The 17,222-nt window shown below is 62.0% G+C and carries 16 protein-coding genes; 8 read left to right on the top strand and 8 right to left on the bottom strand.

Translation table 11 applies throughout. From position 1 onward, the window contains the following. Window positions 1-142 precede the first annotated feature (142 nt). The 3 genes from recF to dnaA form a co-directional block, all read right to left on the bottom strand. Window positions 143-1,219, bottom strand: a complete 1,077-nt coding sequence (recF, locus tag RBH19_RS07735; RefSeq protein ID WP_306728258.1) for a DNA replication/repair protein RecF — start codon at window positions 1,217-1,219, stop codon at window positions 143-145. A 24-nt stretch (window positions 1,220-1,243) separates the two neighbouring features. After that, window positions 1,244-2,344, bottom strand: a complete 1,101-nt coding sequence (gene dnaN / locus RBH19_RS07730; RefSeq protein WP_306728257.1) for a DNA polymerase III subunit beta — start codon at window positions 2,342-2,344, stop codon at window positions 1,244-1,246. Between the two features lie 241 nt (window positions 2,345-2,585). Continuing rightward, window positions 2,586-3,917, bottom strand: coding sequence for a chromosomal replication initiator protein DnaA (dnaA, locus tag RBH19_RS07725; protein WP_306728256.1), 1,332 nt, complete (start codon window positions 3,915-3,917; stop codon window positions 2,586-2,588). A gap of 217 nt (window positions 3,918-4,134) precedes the next feature. Here dnaA and rpmH point away from each other — a divergent pair, with 217 nt between their 5' ends. Genes rpmH through yidC form a run of 4 tightly spaced genes read left to right on the top strand, consistent with a single transcriptional unit; the run spans window position 4,135 to window position 6,548 of the window. Next, the gene (gene rpmH / locus RBH19_RS07720) at window positions 4,135-4,269 is read left to right on the top strand and encodes a 50S ribosomal protein L34 (RefSeq protein ID WP_253449863.1); all 135 of its coding nucleotides are present in this window, start codon (window positions 4,135-4,137) and stop codon (window positions 4,267-4,269) included. Between the two features lie 8 nt (window positions 4,270-4,277). Further along, a complete protein-coding gene (gene rnpA / locus RBH19_RS07715; protein ID WP_306728255.1) occupies window positions 4,278-4,655 on the top strand; it encodes a ribonuclease P protein component in 378 nt (125 codons plus the stop codon). Continuing rightward, window positions 4,631-4,867 carry a membrane protein insertion efficiency factor YidD gene (yidD, locus tag RBH19_RS07710; protein ID WP_306728254.1) on the top strand — a complete coding sequence of 79 codons (237 nt, stop codon included), beginning with the start codon at window positions 4,631-4,633 and terminating at the stop codon, window positions 4,865-4,867. The genes rnpA and yidD overlap by 25 nt, the downstream gene beginning before the upstream one ends. After that, entirely contained in the window at window positions 4,860-6,548 is a 1,689-nt protein-coding gene (gene yidC / locus RBH19_RS07705; protein ID WP_306728253.1) for a membrane protein insertase YidC, read from the top strand. The genes yidD and yidC overlap by 8 nt, the downstream gene beginning before the upstream one ends. Before the next feature lie 47 nt (window positions 6,549-6,595). Here the strand turns inward: yidC and RBH19_RS07700 are convergent, their stop codons facing one another. Further along, window positions 6,596-7,822 (bottom strand): bifunctional alpha/beta hydrolase/OsmC family protein, encoded by a 1,227-nt coding sequence (locus tag RBH19_RS07700; protein ID WP_306728252.1) that lies wholly within the window; start codon window positions 7,820-7,822, stop codon window positions 6,596-6,598. A 100-nt stretch (window positions 7,823-7,922) separates the two neighbouring features. On the opposite strand from RBH19_RS07700, the gene mnmE reads away from it, so the two are divergent. Continuing rightward, on the top strand, window positions 7,923-9,263 hold the full coding sequence (gene mnmE / locus RBH19_RS07695) for a tRNA uridine-5-carboxymethylaminomethyl(34) synthesis GTPase MnmE (protein WP_306728251.1): 1,341 nt from the start codon (window positions 7,923-7,925) through the stop codon (window positions 9,261-9,263). Between the two features lie 6 nt (window positions 9,264-9,269). On the opposite strand, the gene RBH19_RS07690 is transcribed toward mnmE, so the two are convergent. From RBH19_RS07690 to RBH19_RS07675, 4 genes are read right to left on the bottom strand one after another with little or no spacing between them, the layout of a single operon-like run. Next, window positions 9,270-10,433, bottom strand: coding sequence for a GGDEF domain-containing protein (locus RBH19_RS07690; protein ID WP_306728250.1), 1,164 nt, complete (start codon window positions 10,431-10,433; stop codon window positions 9,270-9,272). 16 nt (window positions 10,434-10,449) lie between these two features. Then, complete coding sequence (locus RBH19_RS07685; RefSeq protein ID WP_306728249.1) at window positions 10,450-11,619, bottom strand: ABC transporter permease; 1,170 nt, start codon at window positions 11,617-11,619, stop codon at window positions 10,450-10,452. Continuing rightward, complete coding sequence (locus RBH19_RS07680; protein ID WP_306728248.1) at window positions 11,616-12,353, bottom strand: ABC transporter ATP-binding protein; 738 nt, start codon at window positions 12,351-12,353, stop codon at window positions 11,616-11,618. Before RBH19_RS07680 ends, RBH19_RS07685 begins: the two co-directional genes overlap by 4 nt. Before the next feature lie 12 nt (window positions 12,354-12,365). Beyond that, window positions 12,366-13,796 (bottom strand): alpha/beta hydrolase, encoded by a 1,431-nt coding sequence (locus tag RBH19_RS07675; protein ID WP_306728247.1) that lies wholly within the window; start codon window positions 13,794-13,796, stop codon window positions 12,366-12,368. Between the two features lie 186 nt (window positions 13,797-13,982). Between RBH19_RS07675 and mnmG the strand changes: the two genes are divergently transcribed. From mnmG to RBH19_RS07660, 3 genes are all read left to right on the top strand, one after another. Then, window positions 13,983-15,887: a tRNA uridine-5-carboxymethylaminomethyl(34) synthesis enzyme MnmG gene (gene mnmG / locus RBH19_RS07670; RefSeq protein WP_306728246.1), complete on the top strand. Its 1,905-nt coding sequence runs from the start codon at window positions 13,983-13,985 to the stop codon at window positions 15,885-15,887. 27 nt (window positions 15,888-15,914) lie between these two features. Further along, complete coding sequence (locus RBH19_RS07665; RefSeq protein ID WP_306728245.1) at window positions 15,915-16,652, top strand: winged helix-turn-helix domain-containing protein; 738 nt, start codon at window positions 15,915-15,917, stop codon at window positions 16,650-16,652. Between the two features lie 105 nt (window positions 16,653-16,757). Beyond that, window positions 16,758-17,168 carry a hypothetical protein gene (locus RBH19_RS07660; RefSeq protein WP_306728244.1) on the top strand — a complete coding sequence of 137 codons (411 nt, stop codon included), beginning with the start codon at window positions 16,758-16,760 and terminating at the stop codon, window positions 17,166-17,168. The last annotated feature ends 54 nt before the right edge of the window (window positions 17,169-17,222 follow it).

Genomic DNA, 17,222 nt, shown 5'->3' with positions numbered 1-17,222 from the left:
GGGACGGTCTTTTGCGACGGGACTGAGAGGATGTTTCACGTGGAACCGCGCGGGTGCCCGGGCGACAGAAAACAACCCTGCATTCGGGTAACGCCAAGCGCTTTGGTGACGGTGCCGGTGGTGCTGGAGAGGGGCCTGACTGTCACGCCTGAACCGGAACGAGTCCCCCCTGTTCCACGTGGAACAAGGTACTTCCTTCCGGAGCCAGGCTGACGAGCCGTTCGGACTCGATGCCGGTAATGAAGCACTGACCCTGTACGGTCGCCAGCAGCTCGGCAAAGCGGGCGGCGTGGACTCTGTCCAGCTCTGATGGCAGGTCGTCCACCAGCACCACCACCCCGCGCTGGCGCTCCTCCTCGAACACACGGGCACCGGACAGCAACAGGCAGGCCGCAAGCATCTTCTGCTGCCCTCGCGAGACCCGTTCCCGGGCCGGCGCACCCTTAACGCGGATCTGGAGTTCAGCGCGATGCGGTCCGGACAGGGTATGCCCCATGCGGATATCGGATGCGCGGTTTCGCTGCAATGCCTCCGCCAGTGGCAGACCTTCCTTCCAGCCGGACTGATAGCTCAAGACCACCCCATCGACACCTAGCGCACTCGCCGCCATGCTTTCGAAGACCCCGGCCAACCGCCTGACCTGTCGCTGGCGACAGGCGTCCAGCTGTTCACCGGCATCCGCAACCGCCTGATCCCAGGTGGCAATGGCACGCTCATTCAGCCTTCCCCGTATTGCACCATTCCGCTGGGCCAGCGCCTGGCGGTAGCGGCGCCAGACTTGCATGAACCCCTGTTCCACGTGGAACAAACCCCAATCCAGAAAACGCCTCCGGTTCTCCGGCCCGCCTTCGATCATCACCTGAGCCCCGGTATCGATCGAAAGCACCGGGAAGACATTGGCAATATCGGCCATCCGCCTCAGGTCACGCCCGTCCAGCCGCCACCTCGACTCCCTGGCCGCCCGGCGCACGCCAAGCCGGTGGTTGCGATCCGAATGAATGTCCCCCACCAGCTCAAAGGCCTGGGCTCCGGTACGGATCAGCTTTTCATTGCGTGCCGTACGGAAGGAGCGTCCACGGCCCAGAAAGAAAATCGCCTCGAGCAAGCTGGTCTTGCCCGAGGCGTTCTCCCCACTGATCAGCGTCCAGCGCTCCCCGGGATACCAGTCCAGCTGCTCGAAGCAGCGGAAGTCCCGCAGGCGCAAGCGAGTCAGTGTCATTGCATTCCTGTCGACCGCCGCCAATCAGAGCCGCATCGGCATGACCACATACTTGCAGTCATCCCGGCCCGGATCCCGAATCAGACAGCTGTTGTTTCCGTCGATTAGATCGATTCGTACCTGTTCACAGTCCAGCGCGGCCAGGGCGTCGAGCAGATAATTGACGTTGAAGCCGATCTCCATGCCCTCACCGTCAAATCCAACCTCGAGTTCTTCCTCGGCCTCTTCCTGCTCCGGGTTGTGAGCCTGAATCTTCAGGGCATTGGGCACCAGCTCCAGCCGCACACCCCGATACTTCTCGTTGGAAAGAATCGAGGCACGCTGCAGGGATTCCCGCAACCGCAGTCGTTCGGCGTCCACCACCTTTTCGCCAGTCCGCGGGATCACACGCTCGTAATCCGGGAAGCGGCCGTCAATCAGCTTCGAGGTGAACTGAAGACCCTCCACGCGAACCTGAAGGTGATTGGTTCCCAATGCCACTTCAACAGGGGTGTCCTGATCCGAGAGCAGCTTCTGCAATTCCAGCACGCCCTTGCGCGGCACGATGACCTGGTGCGTACCCACATCGGACAACTCCACTTCCCGTTCAGCGAGAGCCAGGCGATGCCCGTCGGTCGCCACTGCTCGCAGTCGATTGTCCGTTACCTCCAGCATCAGGCCGTTGAGGTAATAGCGCACATCCTGCTGCGCCATGGAGAACTGGGTGCTCTCCACCAGATCACGCAACATTCCCTGAGGAATCTCGAAGCGTCGCTGAACCTGAATGTCTTCCACCACCGGAAACTCGGCTGCGGGCAAGGTGGACAGGGTGAAGCGACTCTTGCCGGAGCGAATGATCATCCGTTCGCCCTGCAGCTCCGCCTTGACCTCGGCCCCGTCTGGCAGCGCCTTGCAGATATCCAGCAGTTTTCGACCCGGCACCGTGATCTCGCCGGGTGCCTCCACTTCCGCCAGACCTTCGGCCACCAGTTCGACCTCCAGGTCGGTACCGGTAAAAGTCAGACGGCCATCTTCCGCCGTGATCTGGATGTTGGCGAGCACCGGCATGGTCTGACGTTTCTCCACCACCCCGCTGACTGCCTGAACGGGTTTGAGCAACTGGTCTCTGTTGAGTTGGAATTTCATGTTTCCACCCTGTTGTCCACTGGCCTACGGTTTAAAAGATTAAGTGAATATATAAAACCTGTTGTTACTGCTAGGGCTGCCAGATTTTGTGGATAAAATACTTTTATCTTTTAATATCAGTATCTTGCTTCGTATAATCCTATCGACGAACACCGTTACCATCGCCTGAACGGGCGTGGGACAAACTGTGGATAACATGGGACAAAATCCGCCGCTCGATTTTATCCACAGCTTGTACACATCAAGTCGTCAGGGTTCTCAACAGGTTCTGATAGTCCTGGCTGATCTTGGTGTCCGTCTCCCTGAGCTCTTTCACCTTGCGACAGGCGTGCAATACCGTCGTGTGATCGCGGCCACCGAATTCCTCACCGATTTCCGGCAGGCTGTGGTTGGTCAGCTCCTTGGCCAGCGCCATTGCCACTTGGCGGGGCCGCGTGATGGCCCGACTGCGGCGCTTGCCCAGCAGGTCCTTCATGCCCATCTTGTAATAATTGGCCACCGTCTTCTGGATATTGTCGATGGTCACCAGTTTCTCATGCAGCGCCAGCAGATCCTTGAGCGCTTCCTTGGTGAAATCCATCGTAATTGGTTGACCGGTGAAGCGACTGGTGGCGATGACCCGCCTCAGTGCGCCTTCCAGCTCACGCACATTGGAGCGAATGCGCTGCGCAATGAAAAAGGCCACCTCGTCCGGCAGCACCACGCCATCCTGAGCAGCCTTGCGAATGAGGATGGCCACGCTGGTTTCCAGTTCCGGCGGCTCGATGGCCACCGTCAGCCCCCAGCCGAACCGGCTCTTGAGCCGTTCCTCGAGTCCGTCCACCTCCTTCGGGTAGCGGTCACAGGTGAGAATGACCTGTTGCTGACCTTCCAGCAAGGCATTGAAGGTGTGGAAGAATTCTTCCTGCGAACGCTCCTTGCCGGCGAAAAACTGGATGTCGTCGATCAACAGGGCATTGAGCCCCCGGTACAAGCGCTTGAATTCATTGATAGTGTTGTGCTGCAGCGCCTTGACCATGTCGCCGACGAAGCGCTCGGAATGCACGTAGGCGATGCGGGCGCGAGGGTTGTCCTCCAGAATCCGGTTGCCGACGGCGTGCATCAAATGGGTCTTGCCCAGTCCAACGCCGCCATAGATGAACAGTGGGTTGTAGGCCTTGCCCGGATTCTCCGCCACCTGGCGAGCCGCCGCCCGGGCCAGTTGATTGGATTTGCCCTCGATGAAATTCTCGAAGGTATGCTCGCCGACCAGGCGGCTTCCAAGCACCACCTCGGGAGTCTGCGCCGGCGCCTCGGTGGAATCGCTCTTCTTGCGCCGGGGCGCACGCCCCGCGCTGCCAATCTCCAGCGAGACCCGGGGCCCGCCGTCGCCGGCCAGGTCCGTCACGGCCATGCGGATGTGTTCCAGGAACTGGTCGCGCACCCAGTCACGCACGAAGCGGTTCGGCGCAAGCAGGCGCAGTGCATCGCCCTCTTCGGCCACCTGCAGGGGGCGGATCCAGGTGTTGAGTTCCTGTTCGCTCAGATCCCTGGCCAGACGATCGAGACAGCGTTGCCAAAGCGAGTCGCTCACCGAGTACTCCAGTTCGCCGAAAAATTGAGTGCGGAAAAGGCTGCCGGGAAGCCCGGCGAACCCCGCAGTTTATACCTCCCGAGGCTACTTATCCACAGCTTGCAGTGCTTGACATGCGAGGGTCATCGCGCTACATTTCGCCGCTTCCCTGACCGGGCCCCACAAGACCGCGTGCGGTGCACGGCCCGGCCAACACGGCAACATCTGGATCATCGCCATGAAAAGAACATTTCAGCCCAGCAATCTGCGTCGCAAACGGACTCACGGCTTTCGCGCCCGCATGGCCACCAAGGGCGGCCGCAAGGTGCTCAAAGCCCGTCGCGCCAAGGGCCGCGCTCGCCTGACCCCCTGAGGGTCGATATGGCCGTACCCGGGGAAAGGGGCTTCCCGCCCTGCGTACGCCTGAATCAGGGTGATGATTTCCGGCAGGTCTTCCGCCGGGGAAAGCGGTCGAAAGACCGCTTTTTCACGATTCTGGCCCGGACAAACGGTCTCGATCAGGCCCGTCTGGGCATGGCGATTTCCCGCCGCCATTCAGGCTCCGCGGTTACACGAAATCGCCTGAAACGTCTGGTACGGGAAAGCTTTCGTCACCACAAGGCCCAGCTGGCCGGTCTCGACATCGTGGTGATGAGCCAGCCCCAGGCCAGCCGGGCAGACAATGCCCAGTTGTTCGAGAGCCTGACACACCACTGGCAGCGGCTGATGAAGCAATGCGCGCCTTCTTCATCTTCTTGATCAAATGCTATCGCGTCCTGATCAGTCCCCTGTTCGGGCAGTGCTGCCGTTTCCATCCCAGTTGTTCCGAATACGCCATGGAGGCGGTTCAGACTCACGGCGCCCTGCGTGGCTGCTGCTTGAGTGTGCGCCGCATCCTTCGCTGTCACCCCTTCTCGGAGGGGGGCTTTGATCCGGTCCCGGAAAGTTGCCGACACAAACATCATGGATAACCAACGCTTTTTCCTGCTGCTTGCCCTGACCATCCTCGCCTTCTGGACCTGGATGGAGTGGAACGCCTATTTCGATGACAGCCCGGAGCCCGTCACCGAACAGGCCGAGGAACGTTTCGTCGATGACGATGTGCCGACTCCGGACGAGGCACCCGATGCCCCGCGCCCGGATCTGGATGACGATGAGGCCCCCGTCATCGACGACCTCCCCGAGCGTGTCGAGGGTGAGCGCATCGAGATAGTCACCGCCTCCAAGCGAGCCGTCATCAATACGCTGGGTGGCGAACTGCTGGAACTGGACCTGCTGGACTACCGCGAGGATCTGGATCAGGAAGCGCCGGTTCGTCTGCTGGACAGCCGTGAGGAGCGCCTATTCGTTCTCCAGCCGGGACTGATCGCTGCCGGTGACTCCGAAAGCATCCCTCGTACCATTCCCTTCCGTCAGGATCGGATATGGTCCATCAATGCCGATGGTGAAGAAGTGGCGGGCAATGAGGATGCGGGCAAGGCAGTGCGTCTGGTCTGGGAGTCCGAACAGGGCCTGCGTCTGTATCGCACCTTCAAGTTCCTGCCGGGCAGCTATCAGGTAAAGATGGAACAACGCCTGGAGAACCGGGGCGAACGGGAATGGCGCGGTGGCAGCTTCGTGCAGATCGAACGGACGGACCCACTTATCTCCCGTTCCATGTTCAACCCTTCCACCTTCTCCCATAATGGTCCGGCCTACCATGATGGTGATCGGTATGAGCGCTTGAGCTTTTCGGATCTGGCCTCCCAGAATCTGCAGCTCAACGTCCAGGGTGGATGGGCGGCCATGGTGGAACACTACTTCGTGGCTACCCTGATCCCACAGAGCCCGGATCATGCCGTGCGTTACTACACCCGGCATCGGGGTGCCAATCGCTATCTGATCGGCATGGCGGATCAGCGCGCCGCCCGTGTTCAGCCGGGAGAGAACCTCACTTTCAACCAGACCTTCTATCTCGGCCCCAAGATCCAGCGTGAACTGCGTGAAGCCGCCCCCAATCTGGAACGGGTGGTGGATTACGGCATCATGTGGATCATCGCCCAGCCGCTGTTCATCGCCCTCAGCTGGATCCACAAGGTTGTGGGCAATTGGGGCTGGGCCATCATCCTTCTCACCGTCCTGATCAAGCTGGCCTTCTACAAGCTGTCAGAAACCAGTGGTCGATCCATCGCGCGCATGCGCAAGCTACAGCCCCGACTGCAGACCATCCGTGATCGCTACAAGGACGACAAGCAGAAGATGAACCAGGCGATGATGGAGCTGTACAAGCGGGAAAAGGTCAATCCGGCCGCCGGCTGTCTGCCCATCCTGATTCAGATCCCGGTCTTTATCGCCCTGTACTGGTGCCTGCTGGAATCGGCCGAACTGCGTCACGCACCCTGGATGCTCTGGATTCAGGATCTGTCATCACCGGATCCCTTCTACATTCTGCCGGTGATCATGGGTGCCTCCATGTTCTTCCAGCAGAAGCTGAATCCGCCCCCGCCGGATCCCATGATGCAGAAGATGCTGATGCTCATGCCCCTGATGCTGATTGGTATTGGCATCTTCATGCCGGCCGGTCTGGTTCTCTACTGGGCGGTGAATACCATTCTCTCCGCTGCCCAGCAGTGGAAGATCAACCGCGTGGTTGAGAGCGGTATGGAGAAGTAACCGGATTGACGGGCGGGGTGTGCGAGCGCATCCCGCCCTTTATCCGCTCAAGCTTCATCCAGGCGTGTTTCGATCCGTATTTCGTTCTCCAGAGTGCGGTGAACGGGACAGCGATCCGCGATTTCAAGCAGGCGTTGCCGCTGTGATGAATCCAGCTTTCCCTTTATCCGGATGGTACGGGTGAAGCGATCCACCTTGCCTTCTTCCTTCTCGCAGTCCTCACAATCCCGGGCATGAATCCGATCGTGGCTGACCTGTACGTCCGTCTGCTCAAGTGACCATTGCTTGTGGCGGGCGTACATGGCCAGGGTCATGCCCGTGCAGCTGCCAAGAGCCGCGCCGAGCAGATCATACGGCGTTGGCCCCTGGTCGCTTCCGCCAACATTGGCCGGCTCATCGGCAATCAGGGAATGGCGGCCTGCACGGACATGACTGAGGAAGCCGCTACCCTGCGTGATGGTACGAACCCCCTCGCCCGGCTCCACTCCGCGCTCCACTTCATCCCCAACATTGCCCGCTGTCAGATAGCGTCCTGACCAGGCGCTGATGACCTCCGCCGCCCAGTCCGCATCCCGTCGTCGACTGAGAAGATGATCCGCCTCATCCAGCGAAACGAAACTCTTGGGGTGTTTGGCCGCCAGGAAGATCTCGGCCGCATTTTCAATCTCAACGATGTCATCCAGGGGGGCATGCATCACCAGCAGGGGTTTACGCAGCGCCGCGATACGCTCCCTCCATGGACGGTTCTCCATGCCCCTGATGAAGCCCTTGTGAATGTTGAAGGGCCGGCCGCCGATATGCACTTCCGCCACCCCTTCCGACTCGATCGTGTCCCTTTGATCACCCAGCAGATGCAGCACGTGGGCCGGGTCCGCGGGTGCACCCAGCGTGGTGACTGCCCGCACACCATCCAGGTCGCCGGCGGCATGGAGAACGGCTGCCCCACCCAGGGAATGGCCAATCAGCAGCGCGACGGATCGCCCGCTTTCATCCATGGCCCGCACCGCCGCCTTGATGTCTTCGATATCTCCACCGATGCCATCCCGGCCGAACGCACCCTCGCTTTCCCCCAGGCCGGTGAAATCGAATCGCAGCACCCCGATGCCGCGTGCGGCCAGCGAACGGCTGATGGCCACCGCCCCCACCGACTGGCTGCCGCAGGTGAAGCAGTGGGCAAACACCGCCCACCCGCGTGGCTCCCCACGCGGGTTCTCGATCACACCCGAGAGCCGCTGGCCCTGTCCACCGTCAAACTCGAAGCTTTCTCTTGCCATGCAAAAGCCCTCCTTATGGTCTTTGTCCCGAGGATACAGAGGTTACGGATACTGGCCTGTTACAACGGAGCAGGCAGGCGCATGCGGTACACTCTGCACCATGAGCCGGACAGACGACATCATCGCCGCCGTTGCAACACCGCCTGGCCGCGGTGGTGTCGGTATCGTCCGCCTTTCAGGCCCGGCACTGCAGGGCTTTGCGCGGCAACTGACGGGGCGTGATCCCGCCCCGCGCAAGGCCATGCTGGCCGAGTTTCTCGACGAACATGGACGCGCGATCGATCAGGGAATTCTGCTCTATTTCCCGGCGCCGCATTCCTTTACCGGTGAGGATGTCCTGGAACTGCAGGGTCATGGCGGCCCGGTGGTGATGGACATGCTGCTGCAGCGCACGATCGCGCTGGGTGCGCGCCCCGCCCGCCCGGGGGAGTTCTCCGAACGGGCCTTCCTGAACGACAAGCTTGATCTTGCCCAGGCAGAAGCCGTCGCCGACCTGATCGACGCCGGTTCGGCCCAGGCGGCGAGGGCGGCTTCCCGTTCACTGAGTGGCGAGTTTTCCCGTGTGGTCCATGAGCTGGTGGAAAAACTGATCGAACTGCGAATGTTCGTGGAAGCCGCCATCGATTTTCCCGAAGAGGAAGTGGATTTTCTCTCCGATGAGCGCATTGAGCACCAGTTGAGCGACATCATCGAGGCCTTCGACGTTCTCAACGCCCGCGCGGAACAGGGGCGACTGATGCGTGACGGCCTGACCGTGGTGCTCGCCGGACGACCCAATGCCGGCAAGTCCAGTCTCCTCAATCGACTGGCCGGCCATGACGCGGCCATCGTCACCGATATTCCGGGCACCACCCGCGACGTGCTGCGCGAGTATATTCATCTGGATGGCTTGCCCCTGCACGTCATTGATACCGCCGGTCTGCGCACGGGCGGCGATGCCGTGGAGGCCGAAGGCATGCGCCGGGCCCGGGCCGAGATGGACAAGGCCGATTGCATTCTCCTTCTCTGTGACGAAGCCACCGGTGACGACCCGGCCGTCCTTCGTCGCGATCTGCCTGCTCACATCACCGCCCTGACCGTTTACAACAAGGTCGACATCAGCGGTGGCAAGGCAGGGCGCCGCAACAGCGAGCGACAGTTCGGTGTTTCCGTCAAGACCGGCGAAGGCATGACCGAGCTGATCCAGCAACTGAAAGGTCTGGCTGGCTATCGCCCCGGTGGCGAGGATCTGTTCATGGCCCGTCGCCGGCATCTGGATGCCATTGATCGCGCGCGTGCCCATGTGGACGCCGGTCAGGCCCAATTGACCGAAATGCGTGCCGGCGAGCTGTTGGCCGAGGAACTGCGACTGGCCCAACAGGCCTTGAATGAAATCACCGGCGAATTCACCAGCGACGATCTGCTGGGGAGAATCTTTTCCAGTTTCTGCATCGGCAAGTAGCCGAGTTCAATTCACTTCGACCCGATTTCTGCCGGCTTCCTTCGCCCGATAGAGGGCCCGATCCGCGCGCCGCAGAATGTCCTCCGGGCTGTCGCCCTGTCGGTACTCGGCCACCCCGATCGAAACCGTCACGGGAACCTCGCCGGCCTCCGTAGTGAAGGGCGAGCAAGCGATGGCCTCCCTCAGACGTTCGGCTGCCGCACGACCGCCTGCCAGATTCGAACCCGGCAGAACAACGAGAAACTCCTCGCCGCCGAAGCGTCCAAGCTGTTCAGCGGGGGCGCCCTGAATGAAGTCCTCCCCTCTGAGCTCGTGTTCGATACGCTGGACGAACTCCCTGAGAACCGCATCACCGCTGAGATGGCCAAGCTTGTCGTTGAGCGCCTTGAATCGATCCAGATCCAGCAGCGCCACGGCCAGGGCACCGCCATGCTCCACGCACGCTTGCAGCGCGGATTCCAGGGTGCCGGTGATGGCGCGGCGATTGCCGGTACCGGTTAGGTGATCTCGATGGGCCAGCTCTTCGATCCGGCTCAGGGCGGATCGCAGATTGGCCCGAAGCCGCGCAACGTAGCCGCCCATGAAGGACATCCAGATGAGCACCACGGTAAGGAACAGCCATTGGGCGATTTCCGTCTGTCGGGTATCGGCATCCATCAGGTTCCAGTCGAGCCGCAGCAGGGAGGCATAAGCCAGGGAAGCAAACAGGGTGAGGCCGAGAAACTGGCGGGTGGTCAGCCGGAAGACGCCGAAAAAGAAACCGGTAACGAAGATCAGGAGCATGCCGCCTCTGGCCACCGGTTCCGCCTGATACAGCAACACCATGCCCCAGAAGATGCCAAAGCCGATCTGGACGAGGGTCATGCCCGGATCACGGAAACGCAGGTTCCAGTCCAGGCGAATGATCACCAGAAAGACGACATTGGTGATCAGCGTCAGCAGGATGTAGCTGAGCAGCCAACCCAGCTCCACGCGCATCAGCCCCATCACGTGGAGATAGATACCCACCGAGATCCACATCAGGTAGGCGACCACGCCCAGCAGTGCACGCCGTACACGCAGTGCCTGACGATGATCCCGGTGAAGCCGGATGCCCAGCAGCCGATTCGTCCCTGTTCCCACGCCCATGCCCTGAGTGTAGCTGGCGATCACGACAACCGTTAGCAGCAATCCGGCCGTCTACCCGCTAACCCAGGACACTCTCGCGACGGTAGAACAGCCAGGCCACCCAGGCGACCACGGCGCTGAGGAGCAGGGTCAGTGCGGTATTGAGAATCAGGCCCAGGGTCGGAATCGCCTCGGCACCCAGCAGTTCGAGCATGGCCACATGCTGACCCAGAACGGGAATCGCCAGATTGAGGGTGGTGGCTTCGAAGGGCCGCACGAAATGCACGATCATGGGTGCCAGGGGCACTACCATCACCACTGACAACCAGGTCTGGGCTTCCTTGTAGCTCTTGGTGAATGATGCCACCAGGCACATGACGGACGCGCCCAGGAAGGCGAAGGGCGCCACGGTCAGGAAAAGCTTCACCGCTGTCGCCGCATCCAGCGACAGTGACATGTCCACCGTCTCCATGGGTACGAAACGCAGGGCGAGGGAGAAGGCAGCGATCACGATCATCAGTGCAAGCAGCGAAAAGGTTGCCGTGGCCAGCAGCTTGCCCAACAGGATTTCGCCCCGTCGTGCCGCAGTGCTCAGCAGCGGCTCCAGGGAACCCCGCTCGCGTTCACCGGCGGTGGTGTCGATGGCAAGATAGAAGCCGCCCATGAGCACGGTCAACAGGATGAAGTAGGGCAGCATGGCCGCGATCATCAGGCCACGGGCTTCCGGCGTTGACACGTCCACCTCTTCCAGCTGCAGGGGGTGAATAACCTGACTGTCGATGCCCCGTGCCAGAAGGCGCAACTCCGTCAGGGTACGATCCCAGCCATTGACGGTGCTCCGCACCCGTGCCAGCTGGCCTGCCAGACGCTGACGCGAGCGATCCGCCACCAGCTGCAGGGGGGCCGAACGACCCTCCCGCATGGCTTCGGCGTAACCACTGTCGATCACGAGGACGTAATCCACCTCGCGATCCCGCACCGCCTGACGGGGGTCGCCCTCGAAGGTCTGGATATCCAGACGGTTCTCCCGCAGCCAGGCAATCAGCTCCGGGGCATGCGACTCGCCCTTCACCGGCAGGGTCAGGCGTTTCTCGATCTCGTCGGCCCCCATGGTGATGGCGGTACCCATGAAGACAGCGAACAGGATGGGGCCAAACAGGGGACCGAACAGCAGCACCGACAACAGCGTGCGCCGGTCCCGCAGGTTGTCCCGCACTTCCTTGAGATAGACGATCCAGGTGCGTTTCATGCCGGCACCTCCCCGTCCTCTCGGGCGATGGCGCGGACAAAGGCCTCCTCGAGATTGTCCGTGCCCAGTTCGGCAAGCAGTTCATCCGGACGGCCCCGGGCCACCACCCGGCCATGGGCAATGATGACGATGCGGTCGCACAGGGCCGCCACTTCCTGCATGACATGGCTGGAGAAGAGAATGCAGTAACCGTCACGCCTGAGATCCCGGATCAGCTCACGCAGGGCGCGGGTGGCCATGACATCAAGGCCACTGGTCGGCTCATCCAGTATCAGATTTCCGGGCCCGTGCACCATGGCCCTTGCCAGGGCGGTCTTGAGTCGCTGACCCTGGCTGTAGCCCTTCGCCGGGCGGTCCACGAAGGCCTCCATCTCCAGGCGTTCCACCAGGCGCTGAATCGCCTTATCGAGAGGTTCGCCGCCAAGGCCGTTGAGTTCGCCGAAGTAGCGAATGTTCTCCCGTCCGCTCAGGCGGGGATAGAGGCCCGCATTGTGCGGCATCACGCCCATGGCCAGCCGGGCCTCTCGTGGCTGCGCCGCCACGTCGATCCCGTCCACGCTCACCGAGCCGGAATCCGCCCGGATGGCGGTAGAGATGATGCGCAGCGTGGTGCTCTTGCCGGCCCCATTGGGACCGAGCAGGCCGGTGATCTCTCCATCACGGGCGGACAGTGTCACATCGTGTACGGCCTGAACCTCGCCGAAGCGCTTTTTCAGGGCACTGGCTTCAATCATGAACTCATCCCCTCAGGCCGCCGGACCGGAAAAATCGAGAAAGAAGGGCATCGGCCGCATGTCGTCCAGGCAAGTGGCATCCAGTTCCCCCGGCTCACCGCCGGCGAGCAGGTCGCGCATCAGGAAAGGCACGCATCCCAGATGCACCACGTTATGGCCCTTGCCGCGCAGTACGAGATGGCGACTGTTGCTCAACTGGCTGGCAACCTGCTCCCCCCATTCCGGTGGCGTTACCGGATCCAGTTCCCCGGAAAGCAGCAGTGCAGGTACATCCGAACGCACCGGTTCCCAGCGCTGATCACCGACCTCCGCGACTGGCCAGTCCGCACAGATTCGAATGAGCAAATCGAGTGGATCGATGCCCAGAAAGCCGTTGCCCTGGGCAATCCGATCCTTTTCATCGAGAAAGGGAATGTCTTCGCTGCAGATCACCGCGTAGTGCATGCCTGTGGCGATGGTCTGGTCAAGAGACTCGCCCAGAGTCAGCCATTGGGCGGCCAGGGGCTGCCAGTCGCCCTCTTCGGCGGCGCGGTGAATCTTGAGCGGCATGAGGGCCAGCATCTCGGGTTGATAGGCGGCAAAGCGCAGCATCTGGGCAAACCGATCACGATCGAGACGAACCTCTGTGGGCTCATGGGTACGCGGATGCCGAATCCTCACCGGCCGGTCCCGCTCTCCGAGCCGGCGCATCACGCGATCGAGACTGCCTTCCAGATCGGGAAAGGCCGATCGGCACCGTTCATCGTCCCGGCAGCGTGCCAGCATGCGATCCACCGCGCGCTGGGCGAACGGCGCCAGCATGGGCCCCAGAATTTCCTCTGCGGGCACGACACCGTCCAGGGTCAGGCTGCTCACCTGCGCTTCGGACCCGCGCAGATACTCCAGGGCGACGCGGCTGCCGTAGGAGACGCCGTAAACATGCCATTCCGACAGGCCCAGTGCCTCGCGAACCACTTCCAGGTCACGCACTGCCGAGGCGGTCCCGTAATGCCTGGGATCCACGCCGATCCTGTCCAGACAGTCGCGGGCATGCTCGGCGGCCTCGTCCACGGAAATGGAATCCATGCCCGCATCCGGGCAAACGAGGGGATTGGAATCACCGGTACCGCGCTGGTCGACGAGGATGATGTCATGCTGCTGTCGAATCGGGCGCAGGGCGCGAAGATGGGGAACAAAACTGCTGAGCGCCGATTGTCCCGGGCCGCCGGCGATCATCAGCAGCGGCGGTCGTTCACTGTCCCCCTGTGTGGCCGGAATCCGGGCCGCCCGCAAGGTGATCTGATTGCCCTGGGGCCGCGACCAGTCTTCCGCAACCGAGACCGTGAAACACTCGGCCGAGACACCAGATCCGCGCCCGCTACCCCTTAACTCACATGGTTCGAATGACAGACTGTCGGTGCCCGTGGCCGCCGCCACGGCGAACAGCAATTCCCTGATCAGCATGCATACCCCCCGAAGGAAAATCGGTTCCCGGGAAAACCGCTGCCCGGGAAAGGGCGCATGATTCCCGTTTCGGCGAGTGTCGTCAAACCGGCCGTCGAAGGATGCTATCGTCCCGGCGAAAAGACGCGTAAAATAAGCCAGTTACGGATTCGATCGGGCTGCATGTTTGAGCCCGGGAAGGTGAGCATGGTCAGCAGTGAACGACAATTCGATGTCATCGTGGTGGGTGGCGGTCACGCCGGCACCGAGGCGGCGCTCGCCTCGGCACGGGCCGGCGCACGCACGCTGCTGCTGACACAGAACCTGGATACCATTGGCCAGATGTCCTGCAATCCGGCCATCGGCGGCATCGGCAAGGGGCATCTGACCCGCGAGATCGACGCCCTGGGCGGGGCCATGGCCCGCGCCATCGACCAGGCCGGCATCCAATTCCGCACCCTCAATGCCAGCAAGGGCCCGGCCGTGCGCGCCACCCGCGCCCAGGCCGACCGCAATCTCTATCGTCAGGCCATTCGTGCCATGGTGGAAAATCAGCCCGGCCTGTCCCTGTTCCAGCAGGGCGTGGACGATCTGATCATCGAGCAGGATCGGGTGCGGGGCGTCGTCACCAGCATGGGCCTTGAGTTCATGGCGCCGGCGGTGGTGCTGACCGTGGGCACTTTCCTCGGCGGGCGCATCCACGTGGGTCGTGCCCAGAGTGCCGGCGGCCGGGCCGGCGATGCCCCGTCCAATGCCCTGGCTGAAAAACTGCGTGCCCGTCCCTTCCGTGTCGGCCGGCTGAAGACCGGAACCCCGCCGCGCATCGACGGGCGCAGCATCGATTTCAGCCAGCTCGAGGAACAAGCGGGGGATGATCCGGCCCCGGTGTTTTCCTACATCGGGTCCGCCGAGGAACACCCGCGGCAGGTCTCCTGCTGGATTGCCCGCACCAATGCCCGCACCCACGACATCATTCGCGCCAACATGGCCGAATCGCCCATGTTCACCGGTGCCATAGATGGTGTCGGGCCGCGTTACTGCCCCTCGGTGGAAGACAAGGTGGAGCGCTTCGCCGACAAGGACTCCCACCAGATCTTCGTCGAGCCGGAAGGTCTGGATACCCACGAAATCTATCCCAACGGCATTTCCACCAGCCTGCCCTTCGAGGTGCAGGAGGCCTTCGTGCGCACGGTGGCCGGTTTCGAGAACGCCCACATCACCCGGCCCGGTTATGCCATCGAATATGATTTCTTCGATCCCCGTGACCTCAGACCGAGTCTTGAAACGAAATTCGTCGGCGGGCTCTTCTTTGCCGGGCAGATCAACGGCACCACCGGTTACGAGGAAGCGGGTGCCCAGGGTCTGCTGGCCGGCCTCAACGCCGCCCGTCAGGTCCAGGACGAGGCCATCTGGTGCCCCCGCCGCGACGAGGCTTACCTGGGTGTACTGGTGGATGACCTGATCACCCGCGGCGCCAGCGAACCCTATCGCATGTTCACCAGCCGGGCCGAGCATCGCCTGTTGCTGCGCGAGGACAATGCCGATCTGCGTCTGACGCCGGTGGGCCGCGAGATGGGCCTGGTGGACGACCATCGCTGGGCCCGTTTCGAGGCCAAGCGCGAGGCGGTGGAACAGGAAAAGCAGCGGCTCGCGGACCTGCTCATTCGACCCGGCCAGGTCAGCGCCGAGGAAGCCGAAAGCGTGCTGGGCGGGCAGCCCCTGTCCAGGGAGCAGCACGCCAGCGAGATCCTGCGCCGCCCGGAGGTGGATTACGCCGGTCTGACCCGTCTTGCGGCCGTGGGCGGAGCGGTGGCGGATCCGCGGGTGGCCGAACAGGTGGAAACCCAGATCAAGTACGCCGGCTACATCGAACGCCAGCAGATGGAAATCGACAAGGCCCGGCGGCACGAGGACACCCCCCTGCCCGAGGACATGGACTATTCGGCGGTGCGTGGCCTGTCCAATGAAGTCCGCCAGCGTCTGAGCGAGGCCCGCCCGGCCACCCTCGGTCAGGCCGGCCGCCTGCAGGGCGTCACCCCGGCGGCGATTTCCCTGCTGCTGGTGCATCTGAAGAAGAAGAAGGTCGGCGGCAAGCTTCGCCAATCCGCCTGACTTCATCCGGAACCGGGGGCTCGCCGAATGCGCATCGCGGACATGGAAGTGCAAGAAGCGCTCGGCGAAGTCAGAGGACCCAAAAGCACCCGCCGGCTGGAACCACAGCTCATCTCCGTGCTCAGGGCGCTGGCCGAGGCCGAGGGTAGATTGCTAAGCCGGGACGAATTGCTGAACAGGGCATGGTCTGGGCGAGTAGTGAGTGATGCCACCCTGTCCTCGGTGATCAGTCAGCTGCGACGCAGCTTGACCGAAATCGGTGTGCGCCAGGTTTGTATTGAAACCCTACCCAAGCGTGGTTACCGACTGGCTGTCCGGTCGGGGCCGCCGTCCTTTCTTCCGCATCGTGTGCCGGTTGGGCTATCAATTGTGGTCGCCGGGCTGACAATAGTCGGAGCATTTCTGGCCTGGGCCGGGAGTGGGTGGGGGGTGAACCCGGAAGCCGCCATGATCAGCCTTGAAATAACGGATCCGCGCGGTGTGCAGCATTCGCCCAGGATACTGATTCCGGTGGGTGAAGCCGGTTCAGTGCATCTGAACGACTACGATCTTGATCTTGAAGTCCGGATCATTGCTCTGAACCCGTCTGGCACGAGCATGAATCTGGTGCTGAGCAGCATCAGTCACAGCATTGGTATGCAACAGCAGGTCCGGTTCGATGAACCTGCCCGCTTCGACATTCGGCCACGGGGTTCAGACGAGGTGTTCCTGGTTGAGTTGAACGCCCGGCCAAGCGATCTGGCTTCACTGATTCCCGGCGATTGAGCATCCCAAGACAATTCCACGAAATTCCCAAGCTTTTCTCAAGGCTTCCCTGGCCTGGTTCGGGTCATGCTTTCGGCTCGTATCCGCTGAACGAGGAGTCCGATAATGAAGAAGATGCTCTGTGCGCTGTTTCTGTCCACCATGACCATGGCCACCGCCGGTGCTGAGACGCTGGCACGGCTAAATTTTGAATTGCACCTGGGAGATGAACTGATCTCCGCTCCCAGTGTTGCCGTCATCGATGGCAATGCCTCGCTGACCCAGGGGCTGGAACAGGAAGGTCTTACGATTCTGATCGGGATCCAGTCAGTCAGCCAGGGAGAGGAAAGCGTGGGTATGGCATTGAACTTCCGGGTGGAAGACCTGGAAGGAAACGTCCTGATGGAACAGTCGTCGGGCGAGATTCGGCTGGACTGGCAGAAGCGTTCTGAGTGGGATATACCACTTGGCCAGGGGAGTGCGCAATCGCTCACCTTGGCAATTACGCCTGAGGCCGTCTCACGAAACGATTTGTAACAAGCCGGTACCTGGTGGGCAGACCTGCCCACCAGGTACTCAGGGAAACTAACG

It is taken from the genome of Natronospira bacteriovora, assembly GCF_030848495.1.
GTDB classification, from domain to species: Bacteria; Pseudomonadota; Gammaproteobacteria; order Natronospirales; family Natronospiraceae; genus Natronospira; species Natronospira bacteriovora.
The sequence above is the reverse complement of the archived record's forward strand: the minus strand, read 5'-3'. Positions and strand labels throughout refer to the sequence as shown.

What these genes read in the sequence shown, in the direction of transcription:
- recF (WP_306728258.1), bottom strand. Translation starts at nt 1,219, where the DNA reads ATGACACTGACTCGCTTGCGCCTGCGGGACTTCCGCTGCTTCGAGCAG.
- dnaN (WP_306728257.1), bottom strand. Translation starts at nt 2,344, where the DNA reads ATGAAATTCCAACTCAACAGAGACCAGTTGCTCAAACCCGTTCAGGCA.
- rpmH (WP_253449863.1), top strand. Translation starts at nt 4,135, where the DNA reads ATGAAAAGAACATTTCAGCCCAGCAATCTGCGTCGCAAACGGACTCAC.
- rnpA (WP_306728255.1), top strand. Translation starts at nt 4,278, where the DNA reads ATGGCCGTACCCGGGGAAAGGGGCTTCCCGCCCTGCGTACGCCTGAAT.
- yidD (WP_306728254.1), top strand. Translation starts at nt 4,631, where the DNA reads ATGCGCGCCTTCTTCATCTTCTTGATCAAATGCTATCGCGTCCTGATC.
- yidC (WP_306728253.1), top strand. Translation starts at nt 4,860, where the DNA reads ATGGATAACCAACGCTTTTTCCTGCTGCTTGCCCTGACCATCCTCGCC.
- RBH19_RS07700 (WP_306728252.1), bottom strand. Translation starts at nt 7,822, where the DNA reads ATGGCAAGAGAAAGCTTCGAGTTTGACGGTGGACAGGGCCAGCGGCTC.
- mnmE (WP_306728251.1), top strand. Translation starts at nt 7,923, where the DNA reads ATGAGCCGGACAGACGACATCATCGCCGCCGTTGCAACACCGCCTGGC.
- RBH19_RS07685 (WP_306728249.1), bottom strand. Translation starts at nt 11,619, where the DNA reads ATGAAACGCACCTGGATCGTCTATCTCAAGGAAGTGCGGGACAACCTG.
- RBH19_RS07680 (WP_306728248.1), bottom strand. Translation starts at nt 12,353, where the DNA reads ATGATTGAAGCCAGTGCCCTGAAAAAGCGCTTCGGCGAGGTTCAGGCC.
- RBH19_RS07675 (WP_306728247.1), bottom strand. Translation starts at nt 13,796, where the DNA reads ATGCTGATCAGGGAATTGCTGTTCGCCGTGGCGGCGGCCACGGGCACC.
- mnmG (WP_306728246.1), top strand. Translation starts at nt 13,983, where the DNA reads ATGGTCAGCAGTGAACGACAATTCGATGTCATCGTGGTGGGTGGCGGT.
- RBH19_RS07665 (WP_306728245.1), top strand. Translation starts at nt 15,915, where the DNA reads ATGCGCATCGCGGACATGGAAGTGCAAGAAGCGCTCGGCGAAGTCAGA.
- RBH19_RS07660 (WP_306728244.1), top strand. Translation starts at nt 16,758, where the DNA reads ATGAAGAAGATGCTCTGTGCGCTGTTTCTGTCCACCATGACCATGGCC.